Raw genomic sequence first — 17,123 nt, 5'->3', positions numbered from 1 at the left:
TTTGAACAGGGTGGTTCTTGACTTAATAAAAAAATTCAAGATTGAAGTTATACAAGAATGGGCTAATCACGCTGCTACAGGGGCAGTCTGTACCTGGAAAAAACAGGCATAAAAAAAGGGCGACCCGAGGGTCGCCCTTTTTACCGATCAAACAGAACTTAGTTCTGCTTAGCCATTGCTTCGCGCAGCAGCGCAGCCATGGTGGTGTCGGCAGCCGCTTCCGGAGCGTTTTTCAGGCTCTGGATGGCTTCACGCTCTTCAGCGTCGTCTTTCGATTTGATCGACAGGCTGATAACGCGGGACTTGCGGTCAACGCTGATGATCTTGGCTTCGATCTCTTCGCCTTCTTTCAGAACGTTACGCGCGTCTTCAACGCGGTCACGGCTGATTTCGGAAGCTTTCAGAGTGGCTTCGATGTCGTCGGCCAGGGTGACGATGGCGCCTTTGGCGTCAACTTCTTTCACGATGCCCTTGACGATAGCGCCCTTGTCATTGACAGCAACGAAGTTGGAGAACGGATCGTCTTCCAGCTGCTTGATGCCCAGGGAGATGCGTTCGCGCTCTGGGTCGACCGACAGGATGACGGTTTCCAGCTCGTCGCCCTTCTTGAAACGACGTACGGCTTCTTCGCCGGTTTCGTTCCAGGAGATGTCGGACAGGTGAACCAGGCCGTCGATGCCGCCGTCCAGACCAATGAAGATACCGAAGTCGGTGATCGACTTGATGGTACCGGTGATCTTGTCACCCTTGTTGAACTGGCCGGAGAAGTCTTCCCATGGGTTGGACTTGCACTGTTTGATGCCCAGGGAGATACGACGACGCTCTTCGTCGATGTCCAGAACCATGACTTCCACTTCGTCGCCAACCTGAACGACTTTCGACGGGTGGATGTTCTTGTTGGTCCAGTCCATTTCGGAAACGTGTACCAGACCTTCAACGCCTTCTTCCAGCTCAGCGAAGCAGCCGTAGTCAGTCAGGTTGGTAACGCGAGCTTGTACGCGAGTACCTTCTGGGTAGCGGGCAGTGATAGCAACCCACGGATCTTCGCCCATCTGCTTCAGACCCAGCGAAACGCGATTGCGCTCACGGTCGAACTTCAGAACGCGAACGTCGACTTCGTCGCCAACGTTAACGATTTCGGAAGGATGCTTGATGCGCTTCCAGGCCATGTCGGTGATGTGCAGCAGGCCGTCGATACCGCCCAGGTCCACGAAGGCGCCGTAGTCGGTGAGGTTCTTGACGATACCTTTGACTTGTTGGCCTTCCTGCAGGGTCTCCAGCAGGGCTTCGCGCTCGGCGCTGTTCTCGGCTTCCAGCACGCTGCGACGGGAAACGACAACGTTGTTGCGCTTCTGGTCCAGCTTGATGACCTTGAATTCCAGCTCTTTGCCTTCCAGGTGGGTGGTGTCGCGCACAGGGCGGACATCAACCAGGGAGCCCGGCAGGAACGCACGGATGCCGTTAACGTCGACAGTGAAGCCGCCCTTAACCTTACCGTTGATAACGCCCTTGACCACTTCTTCGGCGGCGAAAGCTGCTTCCAGAACAATCCAGCACTCGGCGCGCTTGGCTTTTTCACGGGACAGTTTGGTTTCGCCAAAGCCGTCTTCGACCGCGTCCAGCGCAACGTGAACTTCGTCACCGACCTTGATGGTCAGCTCGCCAGCTTCGTTGTAGAACTGCTCGAGCGGGATGACGCCCTCGGACTTCAGGCCAGCGTGTACGGTAACCCAGTCGCCGTCGATGTCGACAACGATACCGGTGATGATCGCACCCGGCTGAAGATTGAGGGTTTTCAGGCTTTCTTCAAAGAGTTCTGCAAAGCTTTCGCTCATTTTAATTCCTGTAGATTCGGGCGAAACAGACGCCCATCGCCACATTCCAGACAATGTGGGTTTCGTTATTTAAAAGGAAAGCGGGCAGGACGTTGACTGGTGCACCTGCCTGCTCTCCTGGCTATCAGTGAAGGTCGCGTAGTGCGATCTCACTCCTGATACGTTGCAACACCTGCTCGATGGACAACTCGGTGGAGTCCAACTGAATGGCATCGGCCGCTGGTTTCAGCGGGGCCACTGCACGTTGGGTGTCACGCTCATCGCGTGCACGAATCTCATCCAGCAGACTCGACAGACTAACATCTTCGCCCTTGCCCTTCAACTGCAGGTAACGGCGACGTGCCCTCTCCTCCGCGCTGGCGGTGAGAAAGACCTTCAATGGCGCATCCGGGAACACCACGGTGCCCATGTCACGCCCGTCGGCAATCAGGCCCGGAGCCTCCAGAAATGCGCGCTGACGCATCAGCAAGGCATCGCGCACGGCGGGCAGCGAAGCTACCATCGAGGCGCCCGCACCGACGGTTTCGGTGCGGATGACGTTACTGACGTCCTCACCCTCGAGGATGATCTGTTGCAGCTTACCGGGCTCGGCCGCGATGAACTGCACATCCAGATGGGCGGCAAGCTGCTTGAGCAGCTCTTCGTTGGTCAGGTCGACACCGTGGTTGCTGGCGTTGAAGGCCAGCAGACGGTACAGCGCGCCGGAGTCCAGCAGCCGCCAGCCCAGCTCGCGGGCCAGCAGCCCGGCAACTGTGCCTTTCCCCGAACCGCTTGGCCCGTCGATGGTGATGACTGGCGCCTGGGTGTTCACGACTTGCCCTCTTCAGCCACACGAATGCCGACTTCGGCACACAGCGCCAGGAAGTTGGGGAACGAGGTGGCGACGTTGGCGCAGTCATGGATACGGATCGGCGCACTGGCGCGCAGCGAGGCAACGCTGAAGGCCATGGCGATACGGTGGTCACCGTGGCCGTGCACTTCACCGCCGCCAATCTGGCCGCCGTCGATGATGATGCCATCCGGGGTCGGCTCGCACTTCACGCCCAGGCTGATCAGGCCGTCGGCCATCACCTGGATACGGTCGGATTCCTTGACCCGCAGCTCTTCGGCACCGCGCAGTACGGTGCGCCCTTCGGCGCAGGCCGCGGCAACGAACAACACCGGGAACTCGTCGATGGCCAATGGCACCAGGTTTTCAGGGATGTCGATACCTTTCAGCTGGGCGCCGCGCACGCGCAGGTCGGCCACCGGCTCGCCGCCGACTTCACGCTGGTTCTCCAGGGTGATATCGCCACCCATCAGGCGCAGGATGTCGATTACACCGGTACGGGTCGGGTTGATGCCGACATGCTCGAGCACCAGCTCCGAGCCCTGGGCGATCGAGGCCGCGACCAGGAAGAACGCCGCCGACGAGATATCGGCAGGCACTTCGATGCGGGTTGCAGTGAGCTTGCCGCCGGACTGCAGCGACGCCACCGGGCCATTGGTCTGCACCGCATAACCAAAGCCACGCAGCATGCGCTCGGTGTGGTCACGGGTCGGCGCAGGCTCGGTGACGGTGGTCTTGCCTTCGGCGTACAAGCCGGCCAGCAGCAGGCACGATTTAACCTGCGCACTGGCCATCGGCAGCGTGTAGGTGAGCGCCTTGAGCTTGTGGCCACCACGAATGGTCAGCGGTGGGCGGCCTTCGGGGCCGGTCTCGACCACTGCGCCCATTTCACGCAGGGGGTTGGCCACCCGGTTCATCGGGCGCTTGGACAGCGAGGCGTCACCGGTCATGGTCACGTCGAACGCCTGGCCGGCCAGCAGGCCGGACAACAGGCGCATCGAGGTGCCGGAGTTGCCCACGTAGATTGGCCCAGGTGGCGCCTTGAGGCCGTGCAGGCCGACGCCGTGGATGGTCACGCGACCCTGGTTCGGGCCTTCGATGACCACACCCATGTCACGGAAGGCCTGCAAGGTCGCCAGCGCATCCTCACCTTCGAGGAAGCCTTCGACCTCGGTCGTGCCTTCGGCCAGCGAGCCGAGCATGATCGAGCGGTGGGAAATCGACTTGTCGCCCGGTACGCGGATTCGCCCGGACAGGCGGCCACCCGGTTGGGCCAGGAAAATCAGATCGTTGGCGTTCATAGCGTCCACATAGGCCCGGCGGGCCAGGATTTTACTGAAATGCTCGCGGGCAACACGTGCGCGGGTGAATACACCCAGCAACTGATGCCCGTCCCCTGCATCGATCGCGTCGCGCAAGGCGTCGAGATCGCTGCGATATGTATCAAGCGTGCGCAGGACAGCTTCGCGGTTGGCGAGGAAGATGTCGTGCCACATGGTCGGGTCGCTGCCTGCGATTCTCGTGAAATCGCGAAAGCCCCCTGCAGCGTACCGGAAGATCTCGAGGTTTTCATTGCGCTTGGCCAGCGAATCGACCAGGCCGAAGGCCAGCAGGTGCGGCAGATGGCTGGTGGCAGCCAGCACTTCGTCATGGCGCTCGACCGGCATGTGTTCGACATCGGCATCCAGTGCGCGCCACAGGCGGTCGACCTTGGCCAGGGCGTCCGGGTCGGTTTCCGGCAGCGGCGTGAGGATGACTTTGTGGCGGCGGAACAGGGTGGCATTGGAGGCTTCTACCCCGCTTTGCTCGGACCCAGCGATCGGGTGGCCGGGGACGAAGCGCGACAGCCGCCCACCCAGCACCTGGCGCGCGGCGCGAACCACATTGCCCTTGGCGCTGCCGACGTCAGTGATCACCGCGTTGCCAAGGTCGAGCGGGGCCAGGCGCGCGAGGAGCTTTTCCATGGCCAGGATGGGGACTGCCAACTGGATGACGTCGGCGCCGACACAAGCGGCGGCGAGGTCTTCTTCGCAGCGGTCGACCACGCCCAGGGCCACGGCCTGCTTGCGCGAGGGGGCATCCAGGTCGACGCCGACCACTTCGCGACACAGGCCGCTTTCGCGCAGGCCCTTGGCGAAGGAGCCGCCGATCAGGCCCAGGCCTACGACGACCAGGCGCCCGATGATTGGCGCGGGTTTGTTTGTTACGGCATCTACCACGAGTGCGAACCCTGTTTAGAAATCAAGACAGTCTGCGGGGCCACTGGGGCTGCTGTGCAGCCCCAAGGCCATCAATCAAAGCACCGCCTTCGGATACGACCCCAGCACCTTCAGCCCCACAGCCTCCTGGCTGATCTGCTCCAGCACCGCCTTGATCAGCGGGTCACGGTGGTGGCCGACGAAGTCGATGAAGAACACGTAGGTCCACTTGCCGCTGCGCGACGGACGAGTCTCGATGCGGGTCAGGTCGATACCGTTCTGATGGAACGGCACCAGCAGCTCGTGCAGGGCACCTGGCTTGTTGCTCATCGAAACGATGATCGAGGTCTTGTCGTCGCCGGTCGGCGGCACTTCCTGGTTGCCGATCATCAGGAAGCGCGTCGAGTTGTCCGGACGGTCTTCGATCTTCTCGGCCAGGCGGGTCAGGCCATACAGGTTCGCCGCCATGTCGCCGGCGATCGCTGCCGAATTCCACTCACCCTTGACCCGCTTGGCTGCCTCGGCATTGCTCGAGACCGCCACGCGCTCAACGTTCGGGTAATGCGCATCCAGCCACTTGCGGCACTGGGCCAGGGACTGGGCGTGGGAGTAGATGCGGGTGATGCTGTCGGTCTTCGTGCTCTCGCCCACCAGCAAGTGGTGGTGGATGCGCAGCTCGACCTCACCACAGATCACCATGTCGTGCTCAAGGAAGCTGTCCAGGGTATGGCTGACCGCACCCTCGGTGGAGTTTTCCACCGGCACCACGCCGAAGTTGACGGCGCCAGCCGCCACTTCGCGGAACACTTCGTCGATGGCCGCCATCGGGCGGCTGATCACGGCATGGCCGAAGTGCTTCATCGCCGCGGCCTGAGTGAAGGTGCCTTCAGGGCCCAGGTAGGCGATTTTCAGCGGCTCTTCCAGGGCCAGGCAGGACGACATGATCTCGCGGAACAGCCGCGCCATCTCTTCATTGCCCAGCGGCCCCTTGTTGCGTTCCATGACCCGTTTGAGCACAGCTGCTTCGCGCTCAGGGCGGTAGAACACCGGCTTTTCGCCCTCGGCGAGCGTGGCGGTCTTGACCCTGGCCACTTCCTGGGCACAACGGGCGCGCTCACTGATCAGCTCGAGGATCTTCTCGTCGAGGCTGTCGATGCGAACACGCAGCGCCTTCAACTCGTGTTCGGACATCAGCCGTGCTCCTTCTCGAATTCGGCCATGTAGCCAACCAGCGCTTCTACCGCTTCCAGGCCCAGGGCGTTGTAGATCGAGGCGCGCATGCCGCCGACCGAACGATGGCCCTTGAGGTTGAGCAGGCCACGGGCGTCGGCACCGGCCAGGAACGCTTTATCCAGGCGCTCGTCGGCCAGACGGAACGGCACGTTCATCCACGAACGGGCATTGATGCTGATCGGGTTGGTGTAGAAGTCGCTGGCGTCGATGAAGCCGTACAGGCGGTCTTTCTTGGCGCGGTTGCGCTGCTCCATCGCTTCGACACCACCCTGCTCCTTGAGCCACTCGAAGACCAGGCCCGAGAGGTACCAGGAATACGTGGCCGGGGTGTTGTACATCGAGCCGTTGTCGGCCGAGACCTTGTAGTCGAGCATGGTCGGGCAGCTGCTGCGGGCCCGGCCCAGCAAGTCTTCGCGAACGATCACCACCACCAGGCCGCTTGGGCCGATGTTTTTCTGCGCGCCGGCGTAGATCAGGCCGAACTGCGACACATCGATCGGGCGGGAGAGGATATCGGACGACATGTCGACCACCAGCGGAACGTCGCCGGTCTCGGGAACCCAGTCAAACTGCAGGCCACCAATGGTCTCGTTGGACGCATAGTGGACGTAAGCTGCGTTCTTGGTCAGGCTCCAGTCGTTCTGCCCCGGGATAGCCAGGTAATCGTAGGGCTTGGCGCTGGCGGCGACATTGATGTTGCCGAAACGGCGCCCTTCCTCGATGGCCTTCTTCGACCAGATGCCGGTTTCAACATAGTCGGCGGTACCGTTTTCCGGCAGCAGGTTCAGTGGGATTTCGGCGAACTGCTGGCTGGCACCACCCTGCAGGAACAGGACCTTGTAGTTGGAGGGGATGGACAGCAGGTCACGCAGGTCCTGCTCGGCCTTCTCGGCGATGGCCACGTAATCGTCGCTGCGATGGCTCATTTCCATCACCGACAAGCCCTTGCCATGCCAGTCCAGCATTTCGGCCTGGGCGCGCTGCAGGACAGCGTCAGGAAGCGCAGCAGGGCCTGCGCAGAAGTTAAAGGCTCGTTTGCTCACATCCACTCTCGCTCTGCCAAAATAGAACAAATCGTCACTTGCTGGCCCCGCCCCTGTAGGAGCGGCCTGCTCAATCAGTCAAACGGGGCGACCTTGGTCGCCCCGTTCGGGTTGTTGCGTGTGCTTACTCTTGCGGTGCCTCTTCGGCGCCCGCGCCGTCATCATCGACAGCCTCCGGCGCGTCACCTTCCGGGCCCGCCTCGACCAACTCGTCGAGCTCTTCCTCGGATGGCTCCTGGATACGCTCCAGGCCGACCAGCGTTTCGTCCGCCGCCAGCTTGATCAGCGTCACACCCTGGGTGTTACGGCTCAGGCTGGACACCTCGCCAACCCGTGTCCGCACCAAGGTGCCCTGGTCGGAGATGAGCATGATCTCTTCGCCTTCCTGGACCTGAATGGCACCGATCAACAGACCGTTGCGCCCCTTGGTGCCCATGGCGATCACGCCCTGGCCACCACGGCCGCGACGCGGGAACTTGGACAACGGCGTACGCTTGCCGAAGCCACGCTCGGAGGCGGTGAGGATCTGCGCGCCGGACTCAGGGATCAGCATCGAAATGATCTGCTGCCCCTTGCCCAGCTTCATGCCGCGCACACCACGGGCGGTACGGCCCATTTCGCGCACCACGCTCTCGGCGAAGCGGATCACCTTGCCGGCGTCGGAGAACATCATGACTTCCTTGGCACCATCGGTGATGGCCGCGGCAATCAGGGTGTCGCCTTCTTTAAGCTTCAGGGCGATCAGGCCGTTGGAGCGCGGACGGGCGAACTGCACCAGCGGGGTTTTCTTGACAGTACCCGAAGCGGTTGCCATGAAGATGTACGCGCCCGTCGGCTCAGCCACCCACTCAAGGGTGTCGCCGTCTTCTTCGTCGATTTCTTCCGCCTCGACCACTTCGCCTTCGATCACGCTGTCGTCGCCGTCTTCCAGCTCTTCATCCGGGTCGGCGCTTTGCTGCAGGGCTTCGAGGTCAATCTGCAGCATGGCGGTGATGCGTTCACCTTCTTCCAACGGCAGCAGGTTGACCAGCGGGCGGCCACGGGCAGCGCGGGAGGCCTCCGGGATCTCGTAGGTCTTCTTCCAGTACACCTTGCCCTTGCTGGAGAACAGCAACAGGGTGGCATGGCTGTTGGCGACCAACAGGTGTTCGATGTAGTCCTCGTCCTTCACACCGGTCGCCGACTTGCCTTTGCCGCCACGGCGCTGGGCCTGGTAGGCGGACAGCGGCTGGGTCTTGGCATAGCCACCGTGGGAGATGGTCACCACGCGCTCTTCTTCCGGGATCATGTCGCCGTAGTTGAGGTCGTGGCTGGCGTTGAGAATTTCGGTGCGGCGGGCATCGCCGTATTCGGCACGGATCGCTTCCAGCTCTTCGCGGATCACTTCCATCAGGCGCTCGGCGCTGCTGAGGATGCGGATCAGTTCGCCGATCTGCTCGAGGATTTCCTGGTACTCGGCCAGCAGCTTCTCGTGCTCAAGGCCAGTCAGGCGGTGCAGGCGCAGGTCGAGGATCGCCTGGGCCTGTTCCGGCGACAGGTAATACTTGCCTTCGCGCAGGCCGAATTGCTCTGGCAGGTCTTCAGGGCGGCAGGAGTCGGCGCCGGCGCGCTCGACCATCACCTGCACCGCGCTGGACTCCCAGGCAGTGGCAATCAGCGCTTCCTTGGCTTCCGACGGCGTCGGCGAAGCCTTGATCAGGGCGATGACCGGGTCGATGTTGGACAGCGCAACCGCCTGGCCTTCAAGGATGTGGCCACGCTCGCGGGCTTTGCGCAGCTCGAACACGGTACGGCGCGTGACCACTTCACGGCGGTGGCGGACGAACGCTTCGAGCAGGTCCTTGAGGTTGAGCAGGCGCGGGCGACCGTCGATCAATGCCACGACGTTGATGCCGAACACGCTCTGCAGCTGGGTCTGCTGATAGAGGTTGTTGAGCACTACCTCCGGCACCTCGCCGCGACGCAGCTCGATGACGATGCGCATGCCGTCCTTGTCGGACTCGTCGCGCAGCTCGGTGATGCCTTCGATCTTCTTCTCTTTGACCAGCTCGGCGATCTTCTCGATCAGGCGCGCCTTGTTCAGCTGGTACGGCAGCTCGGTGACGACGATCTGCTGGCGGCCACCGACCTTGTCGATGTCCTCGACCTCGGAGCGGGCACGCATGTAGATGCGGCCACGGCCGGTGCGGTAGGCCTCGATGATGCCCTGACGGCCGTTGATGATGCCGGCAGTCGGGAAGTCCGGGCCCGGGATGAACTGCATCAGCTCATCGATGGTGATTTCTGCGTTGTCGATCAGCGCCAGGCAGCCGTCGATGACCTCGCCGAGGTTGTGCGGCGGGATGTTGGTCGCCATGCCCACGGCAATACCGCTGGAGCCGTTGACCAGCAGGTTGGGGATCCGGGTCGGCATGACCGCAGGGATCTGCTCGGTGCCGTCATAGTTAGGCACCCAGTCGACAGTCTCTTTGTGCAGGTCGGCCAGCAGCTCGTGGGCCAGCTTGGCCATGCGCACTTCGGTGTATCGCATGGCTGCAGCGTTGTCGCCGTCCACCGAACCGAAGTTGCCCTGGCCGTCGACCAGCAGGTAGCGCAGCGAGAACGGCTGGGCCATACGCACGATGGTGTCGTAGACCGCAGTGTCGCCGTGTGGGTGGTACTTACCGATCACGTCACCGACCACACGGGCGGACTTCTTGTACGGTTTGTTCCAGTCGTTGCCCAGTTCGCTCATCGCATAGAGAACGCGACGATGCACGGGCTTCAAGCCGTCACGTGCATCGGGCAGCGCTCGCCCGACAATCACGCTCATCGCGTAGTCGAGGTAAGACTGTCTCAGTTCGTCTTCGATATTGACCGGGAGGATTTCTTTGGCCAGTTCGCCCATGAGAAGCCTGATTCCTTTTTCTGGTGAAACTTCGCAGCTCCATCAAGGGCCGAACGAAGCTCGCCGCCGCGACGCGCAGTGGTGCGACGACTTACGACAAATCAATGAGTTGTGCCATGGATCTGCGCAAATTTGGCCGCCGTGATGGGCGGTCTTGGAAACTGCCGGATGTTATCACAAAGGCGGTGCTGGTGGGGAGATGTGTAGCCGTGACGTTGCGTCGCGAAAGGGGCTTGCAGCGGCCCTACTTTTTTTGTGATGCGGCAGGGATGGCCGGGGCTGCTGCGCAGCCCCCACCCGGATCAGTGCAGGCGCTTGCGGCACATCAATTGAGCCAGCTTGACGGTATCCGGGCGCTCGACCATGCCACGCTCGGTCACGATCACGTCGATCAGGTCCGCCGGGGTCACATCGAATACCGGGTTGAACACCTCGACATCCGGTGCCACGCGAGTGCCAGCGTAATCCAGCAACTCGTCGGCATCGCGCTCTTCGAGCGGGATATCCTCGCCCGTGGCCAGGTTCAGGTCGATGCTGGTGCTCGGCGCCACCACCATGAAGCGCACACCGTGGTGCATGGCACTGACCGCCAATTGATAGGTGCCGATCTTGCTCGCCACATCGCCATTGGCGGCAATGCAGTCGGCACCGACCACCACCCAGGTAATGCCCTTGGTCTTCATCAGGTGGGCCAGGGCCGAATCGGCGCACAACGTGACCGGGATGCCTTCGTTGGCCAGCTCCCAGGCAGTCAGCCGCGAGCCTTGCAGCCAGGGGCGGGTCTCGCCGGCGTAGACCCGCTCGACCATGCCTTCCAGGTACCCCGCACGGATCACCCCCAGCGCGGTGCCGAAACCACCGCTGGCCAGGGCGCCGGCATTGCCGTAGGTGAGCAGGGTCTGGGCATTGCCCTGATGACGGCGAATCAGCTCGATGCCGTGCTGGGCCATGGTCAGGTTGGCTTCGCGATCGCTTTCATGGATCGCCACTGCTTCGGCCTCCAGCACCGCCAGCACGTCGTCTTCCGGGCGCAGGCGCTGCAGGCGCTCGCGCATGCGGTTCAGCGCCCAGAACAGGTTGGCAGCGGTGGGGCGCGCTTCAGCCAGGCTGAGGAAGTCCTCTTCCAGGTCGAGCTCCCAGTCGCCGCCCTCGGCCAGCCGTTCTTCCAGGGCCAGGACCAGGCCGTAGGCCGCAGCAATACCGATGGCCGATGCGCCGCGCACGGCCATGTCACGGATCGCTGCCACCACCTGCGCGACATTGTCGCAGGCCAGCCAGCATTCCTGCGACGGCAGCAAGCGCTGGTCGAGCAGATGCAGAACGCCGCCTTGCCAGCGGATCGCGGTCACCTTCTCCGCCGCCAAAAGTCGCTCGCGCATCGCCTCTCCCCGTCGTTCGGATATCAAAAGCCGGCGATTATAGCGACCCTCGGCCTTGAGCGCTCGGGTATACTCCAGCCCAATTTAGCGAAGTTTCAGAGGACTCTTAAATGAGCAACGTCGACCACGCCGAAATTGCCAAGTTCGAAGCCTTGGCCCACCGCTGGTGGGACCGTGAAAGCGAGTTCAAGCCGCTGCATGAAATCAACCCGTTGCGCGTCAACTGGATCGACGAGCGGGTCGGCCTGGCTGGCAAGAAGGTGCTGGACGTGGGCTGCGGTGGCGGCATTCTCAGCGAATCCATGGCCCTGCGTGGCGCCAAGGTAACCGGCATCGACATGGGCGAGGCACCGTTGGCGGTGGCCCAACTGCACCAGCTGGAATCCGGTGTCGAGGTGGAGTATCGGCAGATCACCGCCGAGGCGCTGGCCGAAGAAATGCCAGAGCAGTTCGACGTGGTCACCTGCCTGGAGATGCTCGAGCACGTCCCCGACCCTTCGTCGGTGATCCGCGCCTGCTACCGCATGGTCAAGCCCGGCGGCCAGGTGTTCTTCTCCACCATCAACCGCAACCCCAAGGCCTACCTGCTGGCCATCGTCGGCGCCGAGTACGTGCTGAAGATGCTGCCGCGCGGCACCCACGACTTCAAGAAGTTCATCCGCCCCTCGGAGCTTGGCGCCTGGAGCCGCGCTGCCGGCCTTGAGGTCAAGGACATCATCGGCCTGACCTACAACCCGCTGACCAAGCACTACAAGCTGTGCGGCGATGTGGACGTCAACTACATGATCCAGACCCTGCGCGAGGAATGAGCATGCGTTTGCGAGCGGTACTCTTCGACATGGACGGCACCCTGCTCGACACGGCGCCGGACTTCATCGCCATCTGCCAGGCCATGCTCGCCGAACGCGGTTTGCCGGCGGTGGACGACAACCTGATCCGCGGGGTGATTTCCGGTGGCGCCCGCGCCATGGTCGCCACCACCTTCGCCATGGACCCGGAGGCCGAAGGTTTCGAGGCACTGCGCCTGGAATTCCTCGAGCGCTACCAGCGCGACTGCGCGGTGCACAGCAAGCTGTTCGACGGCATGAGCGAGCTGCTGGCCGACATCGAAAAAGGCAACCTGCTGTGGGGCGTGGTCACCAACAAACCGGTGCGCTTCGCCGAACCGATCATGCAACGCCTGGGCCTGGCCGAGCGCTCGGCGCTGCTGATCTGCCCGGACCACGTGAAAAACAGCAAGCCCGACCCCGAACCGCTGATCCTGGCCTGCAAGACCCTGAACCTGGACCCGGCCAGCGTTCTGTTCGTCGGCGATGACCTGCGCGATATCGAGTCTGGCCGCGATGCCGGCACCCGCACGGCGGCGGTGCGCTACGGCTATATTCATCCAGAAGACAACCCCAACAACTGGGGTGCCGACGTGGTGGTGGACCACCCGCTGGAACTGCGCAAGGTGATCGACAGCGCGCTGTGCGGCTGCTGAGCGTCAAGCGCCAGCACCGCCCATAGAAATAGGGAATAGACAATGTTCGACTACACCGCCCGCCCCGACCTGCTCAAAGGCCGGGTCATCCTGGTTACCGGTGCCGGCCGCGGCATCGGCGCCGCTGCCGCCAAGGCTTATGCCGCACTGGGCGCCACCACGCTGCTGCTGGGCAAGACCGAAGCCAACCTCAACGAGGTCTACGACCAGATCGAGGCCGCCGGGCACCCGCAACCGGTGGTGATTCCGTTCAACCTGGAAACCGCCCTGCCCCACCAGTACGACGAGCTGGCGGTCATGATCGAAGACCAGTTCGGGCGCCTCGACGGCCTGCTCAACAACGCCTCGATCATCGGCCCGCGCACGCCACTGGAGCAGTTGTCGGGTGACAACTTCATGCGCGTGATGCACATCAACGTCGATGCCACCTTCATGCTCACCAGCACCCTGTTGCCACTGCTCAAGCTGTCGGAGGACGCCTCGGTGGTGTTCACCTCCAGCAGCGTCGGGCGCAAAGGCCGGGCTTACTGGGGCGCTTACGGGGTGTCGAAGTTCGCCACCGAAGGCCTGATGCAGACCTTGGCCGACGAACTGGAAGGGGTTGCACCCGTGCGCTCCAACAGCATCAACCCAGGCGCCACGCGCACGGCGATGCGGGCCCAGGCCTACCCGAGCGAGAACCCGCAGAACAACCCGCTGCCGGAAGAGATCATGCCGGTGTACCTGTACCTGATGGGGCCGGACAGCACCGGGGTGAATGGGCAGGCGTTCAACGCCCAGTGATTTGTGGGCTGTCTGTGCTGGCCTCTTTGTCGCTAAGCCCGCGAAGAGGCCAGCACAGGCAGACGATCAGCCTGCCGCCAAGGCCGGCCGCACCCGCCCCTGCTGACGCCCTTCCAGCTGCATGCAGTGCTCCAGGAACAGGTACATGCAGTCGTAGCTCTTGCAGATCGCCCGGCGCAATTCGGTACGCAACCCCAGCGTCGGGTTCTCCCCCGCCAAGGTGCAGATGATTTCCAGCGCTTCCCACGGGTGCGCATCGTCGTACTGCGCATGCATCTTCAGCCACTTCATGGCGCGCTTGCGCTGGTCCTCGGGGAAGCCCATGGCATAGGTGTCATTGGCGCACACCACCGCTGACCACTCCCCGGTCGCGCCCTCGATGGCATAGTTGGTCGCCGCCATGGAAATCGCCAGGTTTTCGGTGGCACACACCCGCCAGCACCAGTCGTTTAGCCCGTTCAATTCAGGCGGTACTTCCTGGGCCTGCAGCTCATGCAGGTGAACGCCATGGGCATGGCACCAGTGCACCCAATAGTCGGCATGGTTGAGTTCGACCCGGATGTTGCGCATCAACCAGCGCCGCGCCATGTCTTCGCCAGGGTGGCGGCCATAGCGGGTCTTGGTCAGGTTATGGGCCATGTACAGCGAAAACTGCTCGACCACCGGCCAGCCGCCGATCAGGTACTGACGGATGGTCGATGGCTTCAGCCGACCATCGCGCAGGCGCTCGTACAGTTCATGCTCGACCACCCGGCGCTTGCTTTCGCGGCACTCTTCTATGAGTTGCTGAGCCCATTGGGGGTAACTGGCGGGGTCCATCAGTGGCCCGATACGAACGAATGCATCAATCACTTTCAGCTCCTTGATCCATGTGATTTTTCGGACGTCTTGTGTCAGCGAAAGCCGCTGTCTAGCTAGCGAAATGTGCCAGGTGCCCGCTGCAACAGAGGCCTGGCGGCGATCCGTTGGCGTTGCAGACTGTCACAGGTGAACACCTGGGGGCGTTCGATCAGGTAGCCCTGGGCGTAATCCACGCCGATTTCCTGCAGGGCCTGCTCGATCAAGGGGGTTTCGACGAACTCGGCAATGGTCCGCTTGCCCATCACATGACCGATGTGGTTGATGACCTCCACCATGGCTCGATTGACCGGGTCGTCGAGCATGTCTTTGACGAAACTGCCGTCTATCTTCAGAAAATCCACGGGCAAATGCTTCAAATAGGCGAACGACGACATCCCGGCACAGAAGTCGTCGAGCGAGAACCTGCAGCCTAGCCCTTTCAGTTCGTTGATGAAGCGAATGGCACTGCCAAGGTTGGCAATCGCACTGGTTTCGGTGATCTCGAAGCAGATCATGCGCGGCGGAATGGCGTACTCGACGAACAACCGCTGCAGGTACTCGAGAAACTTGTCGTCACCAATGCTCGACCCCGACAAGTTGATCGCGCAGATGGACAATGGCCCTTCGCGGCCTTCATCCAGGCACTGGCGGATGACCTGAAACACATTACGCACCACCCAGCGGTCAAGAGCGGTCATCAGGCCGTAACGTTCGGCCGCCGGGATGAAGCTGCTGGGCAGGATGGTACGGCCACTCTCATCATGCAGGCGCAGCAGGATCTCGATATGCCCAGGGCCATCGATGGCCTTCAACGCGGCGATTTCCTGGGCATACAGGCAGAAGCGGTTTTCTTCCAGGGCCACGTGCAAGCGCTGTATCCAGGCCATCTCGCCAAAGCGCATGGACAGCTCGCTGTCGTCGGCGTGGTACACCTGGACCCGGTTGCGACCCTTTTCCTTAGCCATGTAGCAGGCCATGTCGGCGGCGCGCAGCAAGGTTTCCAGGGTGCCGGGTGCCTGCGCCATGTTCACCAGGCCAATGCTCACCGTGGTGACGAACGGCCGCCCCTTCCACACAAAATGCAGGCTCTGGACCATCTGGCGCAACTGCTCGGCAATGCGCTCGGCCTGGTCCGGCGGGCAGTTTTCCAGCAGCACGCCGAACTCGTCACCGCCCAGCCGGGCCAGGGTGTCGCCTTCACGCAGGCCGGACTGCAACACGGCGCAGATATGCCGCAACAGCTCGTCACCCGCAGCATGGCCACAGGTATCGTTGACCAGCTTGAACTGGTCCAGGTCGAGAAACATCAGCGAATGCCGCCCCGCCTGGCGCGCCAGGCCGTTGAGCGCCAGCTCCAGGCGGTATTCGAACTCGCGGCGGTTGGCCAGGCCGGTCAAGGCGTCATGGGTCGCCTGCCAGGACAGGTTGGCGATGTACTGGCGCTCCTGGGTCATGTCGTGCAGTACCAGCACGATGCCACTGACCTGCCCGTCGCTGACAATGGGCGAACCCACCAGGTTGATCGACACGGTGCTGCCATCCAGGCGCTGGATCAGCCTGGCATGCTCGGCGCCACCCCTGAGGCTGCCGCTGAGTACCTGCTCGACCAGGCTGCGGCCATCTTCCTCGGCCTGTTCGTCCACCAGGCTGAACAACGCCGAAAGCGGCAAGCCCTGAGCCTGCCCGGCCTGCCAGTGGGTAAGCTGTTCGGCGGCGGGGTTCATGTAGCCGATGCTGCCTTCGACGTCGGTGGTAATGACTGCATCGCCAATGGCCTGCAGGGTAATCTGCGCCCGCTCCTTTTCTGCTTGCAAGGCACTGGCGAATGCCTGGCGCTGGGCCAGCAACTTGCTGGAACGGCGCCAGGCGATGGTGATGAGGACCAGCGCGGTGAGCAAGTTGGTGATCAGCAACACATGCAGCAGCATGCGCGACCCCTCCCCCAGCGCGTCGCTGAAGGCCCTGGCGGCCGGGGTGACCCCTTCGTTGATGGCGACGATACGGGCCTTCCAGTCGCTGATGGTGCGGGCATCGACCGGGCCGTCGGCAAACCCTTTGCGCATTTCGCTGGCAAGCACATCCAGCTGGCCCAGGTAGCGGTCGCCGATGTCCCAGTAGTCGATGGCCGTCTGCATGTAGCTGATGTTGCGGAAGTTGCGATAGAACCAGATGATGCGCTCGACATCGTTGGCGTGGTTGCCACCCTGCAGCACAGCTTGGCGCGCAGCGTTCAGGTCTGGGTTGGGCTGATCGAGTACCTTACGCAGTTGGTGGTCGCCTTGGGGCACCGTGATGGCCTGGCGATAGCGCTGGTACGTGCCCTCATCCCGGTTGTCCGCATACAGGTTGAGGTAATAGATGGCGTCTTTCTGAGCCTTGGACCACAAGCTCTCGCCCGCTACATAGGCGCGCACCGCCGAGAGCGTGTAAAGGCTGATACTGCCCAGCGCCGCCTGGAAAACCACGACGGCGATGAAGGGCCAGATGATACCGAGCAACTTCGGCGCTTCTAGAGTGCGATGTCCCTTCATGGAGTCCCTGTCACAGAGCAGATAAGGCTCGAATCAACCCAGACAAGCACAGCGTAGGCCATTTGCCATCTGCGTGGAGGGG

General features: G+C 62.5%; 12 protein-coding genes. 3 read left to right on the top strand and 9 right to left on the bottom strand.

Translation table 11 applies throughout. The features are described 5' to 3' along the window. Positions 1-158 precede the first annotated feature (158 nt). The 7 genes from rpsA to mtnA all read right to left on the bottom strand — a co-directional run bounded on the left by rpsA (position 159) and on the right by mtnA (position 11,404). Positions 159-1,835: a 30S ribosomal protein S1 gene (gene rpsA, locus HU770_RS03155; RefSeq protein WP_003252673.1), complete on the bottom strand. Its 1,677-nt coding sequence runs from the start codon at positions 1,833-1,835 to the stop codon at positions 159-161. A 124-nt stretch (positions 1,836-1,959) separates the two neighbouring features. Then, complete coding sequence (cmk, locus tag HU770_RS03150) at positions 1,960-2,646, bottom strand: (d)CMP kinase (RefSeq protein WP_186663014.1); 687 nt, start codon at positions 2,644-2,646, stop codon at positions 1,960-1,962. Then, on the bottom strand, positions 2,643-4,850 hold the full coding sequence (locus HU770_RS03145) for a bifunctional prephenate dehydrogenase/3-phosphoshikimate 1-carboxyvinyltransferase (RefSeq protein ID WP_033701506.1): 2,208 nt from the start codon (positions 4,848-4,850) through the stop codon (positions 2,643-2,645). The genes cmk and HU770_RS03145 overlap by 4 nt, the downstream gene beginning before the upstream one ends. Before the next feature lie 108 nt (positions 4,851-4,958). Next, a complete protein-coding gene (pheA, locus tag HU770_RS03140) occupies positions 4,959-6,053 on the bottom strand; it encodes a prephenate dehydratase (protein ID WP_033700696.1) in 1,095 nt (364 codons plus the stop codon). Beyond that, positions 6,053-7,138 carry a 3-phosphoserine/phosphohydroxythreonine transaminase gene (gene serC, locus HU770_RS03135; protein ID WP_186659296.1) on the bottom strand — a complete coding sequence of 362 codons (1,086 nt, stop codon included), beginning with the start codon at positions 7,136-7,138 and terminating at the stop codon, positions 6,053-6,055. Before serC ends, pheA begins: the two co-directional genes overlap by 1 nt. A 124-nt stretch (positions 7,139-7,262) precedes the next feature. Then, a complete protein-coding gene (gene gyrA / locus HU770_RS03130) occupies positions 7,263-10,025 on the bottom strand; it encodes a DNA gyrase subunit A (RefSeq protein WP_186659293.1) in 2,763 nt (920 codons plus the stop codon). A gap of 302 nt (positions 10,026-10,327) precedes the next feature. Further along, on the bottom strand, positions 10,328-11,404 hold the full coding sequence (mtnA, locus tag HU770_RS03125; RefSeq protein ID WP_186659291.1) for an S-methyl-5-thioribose-1-phosphate isomerase: 1,077 nt from the start codon (positions 11,402-11,404) through the stop codon (positions 10,328-10,330). A 110-nt stretch (positions 11,405-11,514) separates the two neighbouring features. Between mtnA and ubiG the strand changes: the two genes are divergently transcribed. From ubiG to HU770_RS03110, 3 genes are read left to right on the top strand one after another with little or no spacing between them, the layout of a single operon-like run. Next, positions 11,515-12,213 carry a bifunctional 2-polyprenyl-6-hydroxyphenol methylase/3-demethylubiquinol 3-O-methyltransferase UbiG gene (gene ubiG, locus HU770_RS03120; RefSeq protein ID WP_033700701.1) on the top strand — a complete coding sequence of 233 codons (699 nt, stop codon included), beginning with the start codon at positions 11,515-11,517 and terminating at the stop codon, positions 12,211-12,213. A 2-nt stretch (positions 12,214-12,215) separates the two neighbouring features. After that, positions 12,216-12,887, top strand: a complete 672-nt coding sequence (gene mupP / locus HU770_RS03115) for an N-acetylmuramic acid 6-phosphate phosphatase MupP (RefSeq protein WP_186659278.1) — start codon at positions 12,216-12,218, stop codon at positions 12,885-12,887. A 42-nt stretch (positions 12,888-12,929) separates the two neighbouring features. Beyond that, positions 12,930-13,670: a YciK family oxidoreductase gene (locus tag HU770_RS03110; protein ID WP_186659275.1), complete on the top strand. Its 741-nt coding sequence runs from the start codon at positions 12,930-12,932 to the stop codon at positions 13,668-13,670. 66 nt (positions 13,671-13,736) lie between these two features. Here the strand turns inward: HU770_RS03110 and HU770_RS03105 are convergent, their stop codons facing one another. After that, entirely contained in the window at positions 13,737-14,522 is a 786-nt protein-coding gene (locus HU770_RS03105; RefSeq protein WP_186663013.1) for an iron-containing redox enzyme family protein, read from the bottom strand. A gap of 62 nt (positions 14,523-14,584) precedes the next feature. Continuing rightward, positions 14,585-17,041: an EAL domain-containing protein gene (locus HU770_RS03100; protein WP_186663012.1), complete on the bottom strand. Its 2,457-nt coding sequence runs from the start codon at positions 17,039-17,041 to the stop codon at positions 14,585-14,587. Positions 17,042-17,123: the final 82 nt, after the last annotated feature.

This window comes from Pseudomonas sp. SWRI68, assembly GCF_014269165.1.
GTDB lineage: Bacteria > Pseudomonadota > Gammaproteobacteria > Pseudomonadales > Pseudomonadaceae > Aquipseudomonas > Aquipseudomonas capeferrum.
Note: the sequence above shows the minus strand (reverse complement) of the source record. Positions and strands in the feature narration are given on the sequence as shown.

Bases quoted from the DNA above. Each gene is read 5' to 3' on its own strand.
- HU770_RS03110 (WP_186659275.1), top strand. From the start codon at position 12,930: ATGTTCGACTACACCGCCCGCCCCGACCTGCTCAAAGGCCGGGTCATC.
- mupP (WP_186659278.1), top strand. From the start codon at position 12,216: ATGCGTTTGCGAGCGGTACTCTTCGACATGGACGGCACCCTGCTCGAC.
- gyrA (WP_186659293.1), bottom strand. From the start codon at position 10,025: ATGGGCGAACTGGCCAAAGAAATCCTCCCGGTCAATATCGAAGACGAA.
- rpsA (WP_003252673.1), bottom strand. From the start codon at position 1,835: ATGAGCGAAAGCTTTGCAGAACTCTTTGAAGAAAGCCTGAAAACCCTC.
- mtnA (WP_186659291.1), bottom strand. From the start codon at position 11,404: ATGCGCGAGCGACTTTTGGCGGCGGAGAAGGTGACCGCGATCCGCTGG.
- HU770_RS03100 (WP_186663012.1), bottom strand. From the start codon at position 17,041: ATGAAGGGACATCGCACTCTAGAAGCGCCGAAGTTGCTCGGTATCATC.
- ubiG (WP_033700701.1), top strand. From the start codon at position 11,515: ATGAGCAACGTCGACCACGCCGAAATTGCCAAGTTCGAAGCCTTGGCC.
- pheA (WP_033700696.1), bottom strand. From the start codon at position 6,053: ATGTCCGAACACGAGTTGAAGGCGCTGCGTGTTCGCATCGACAGCCTC.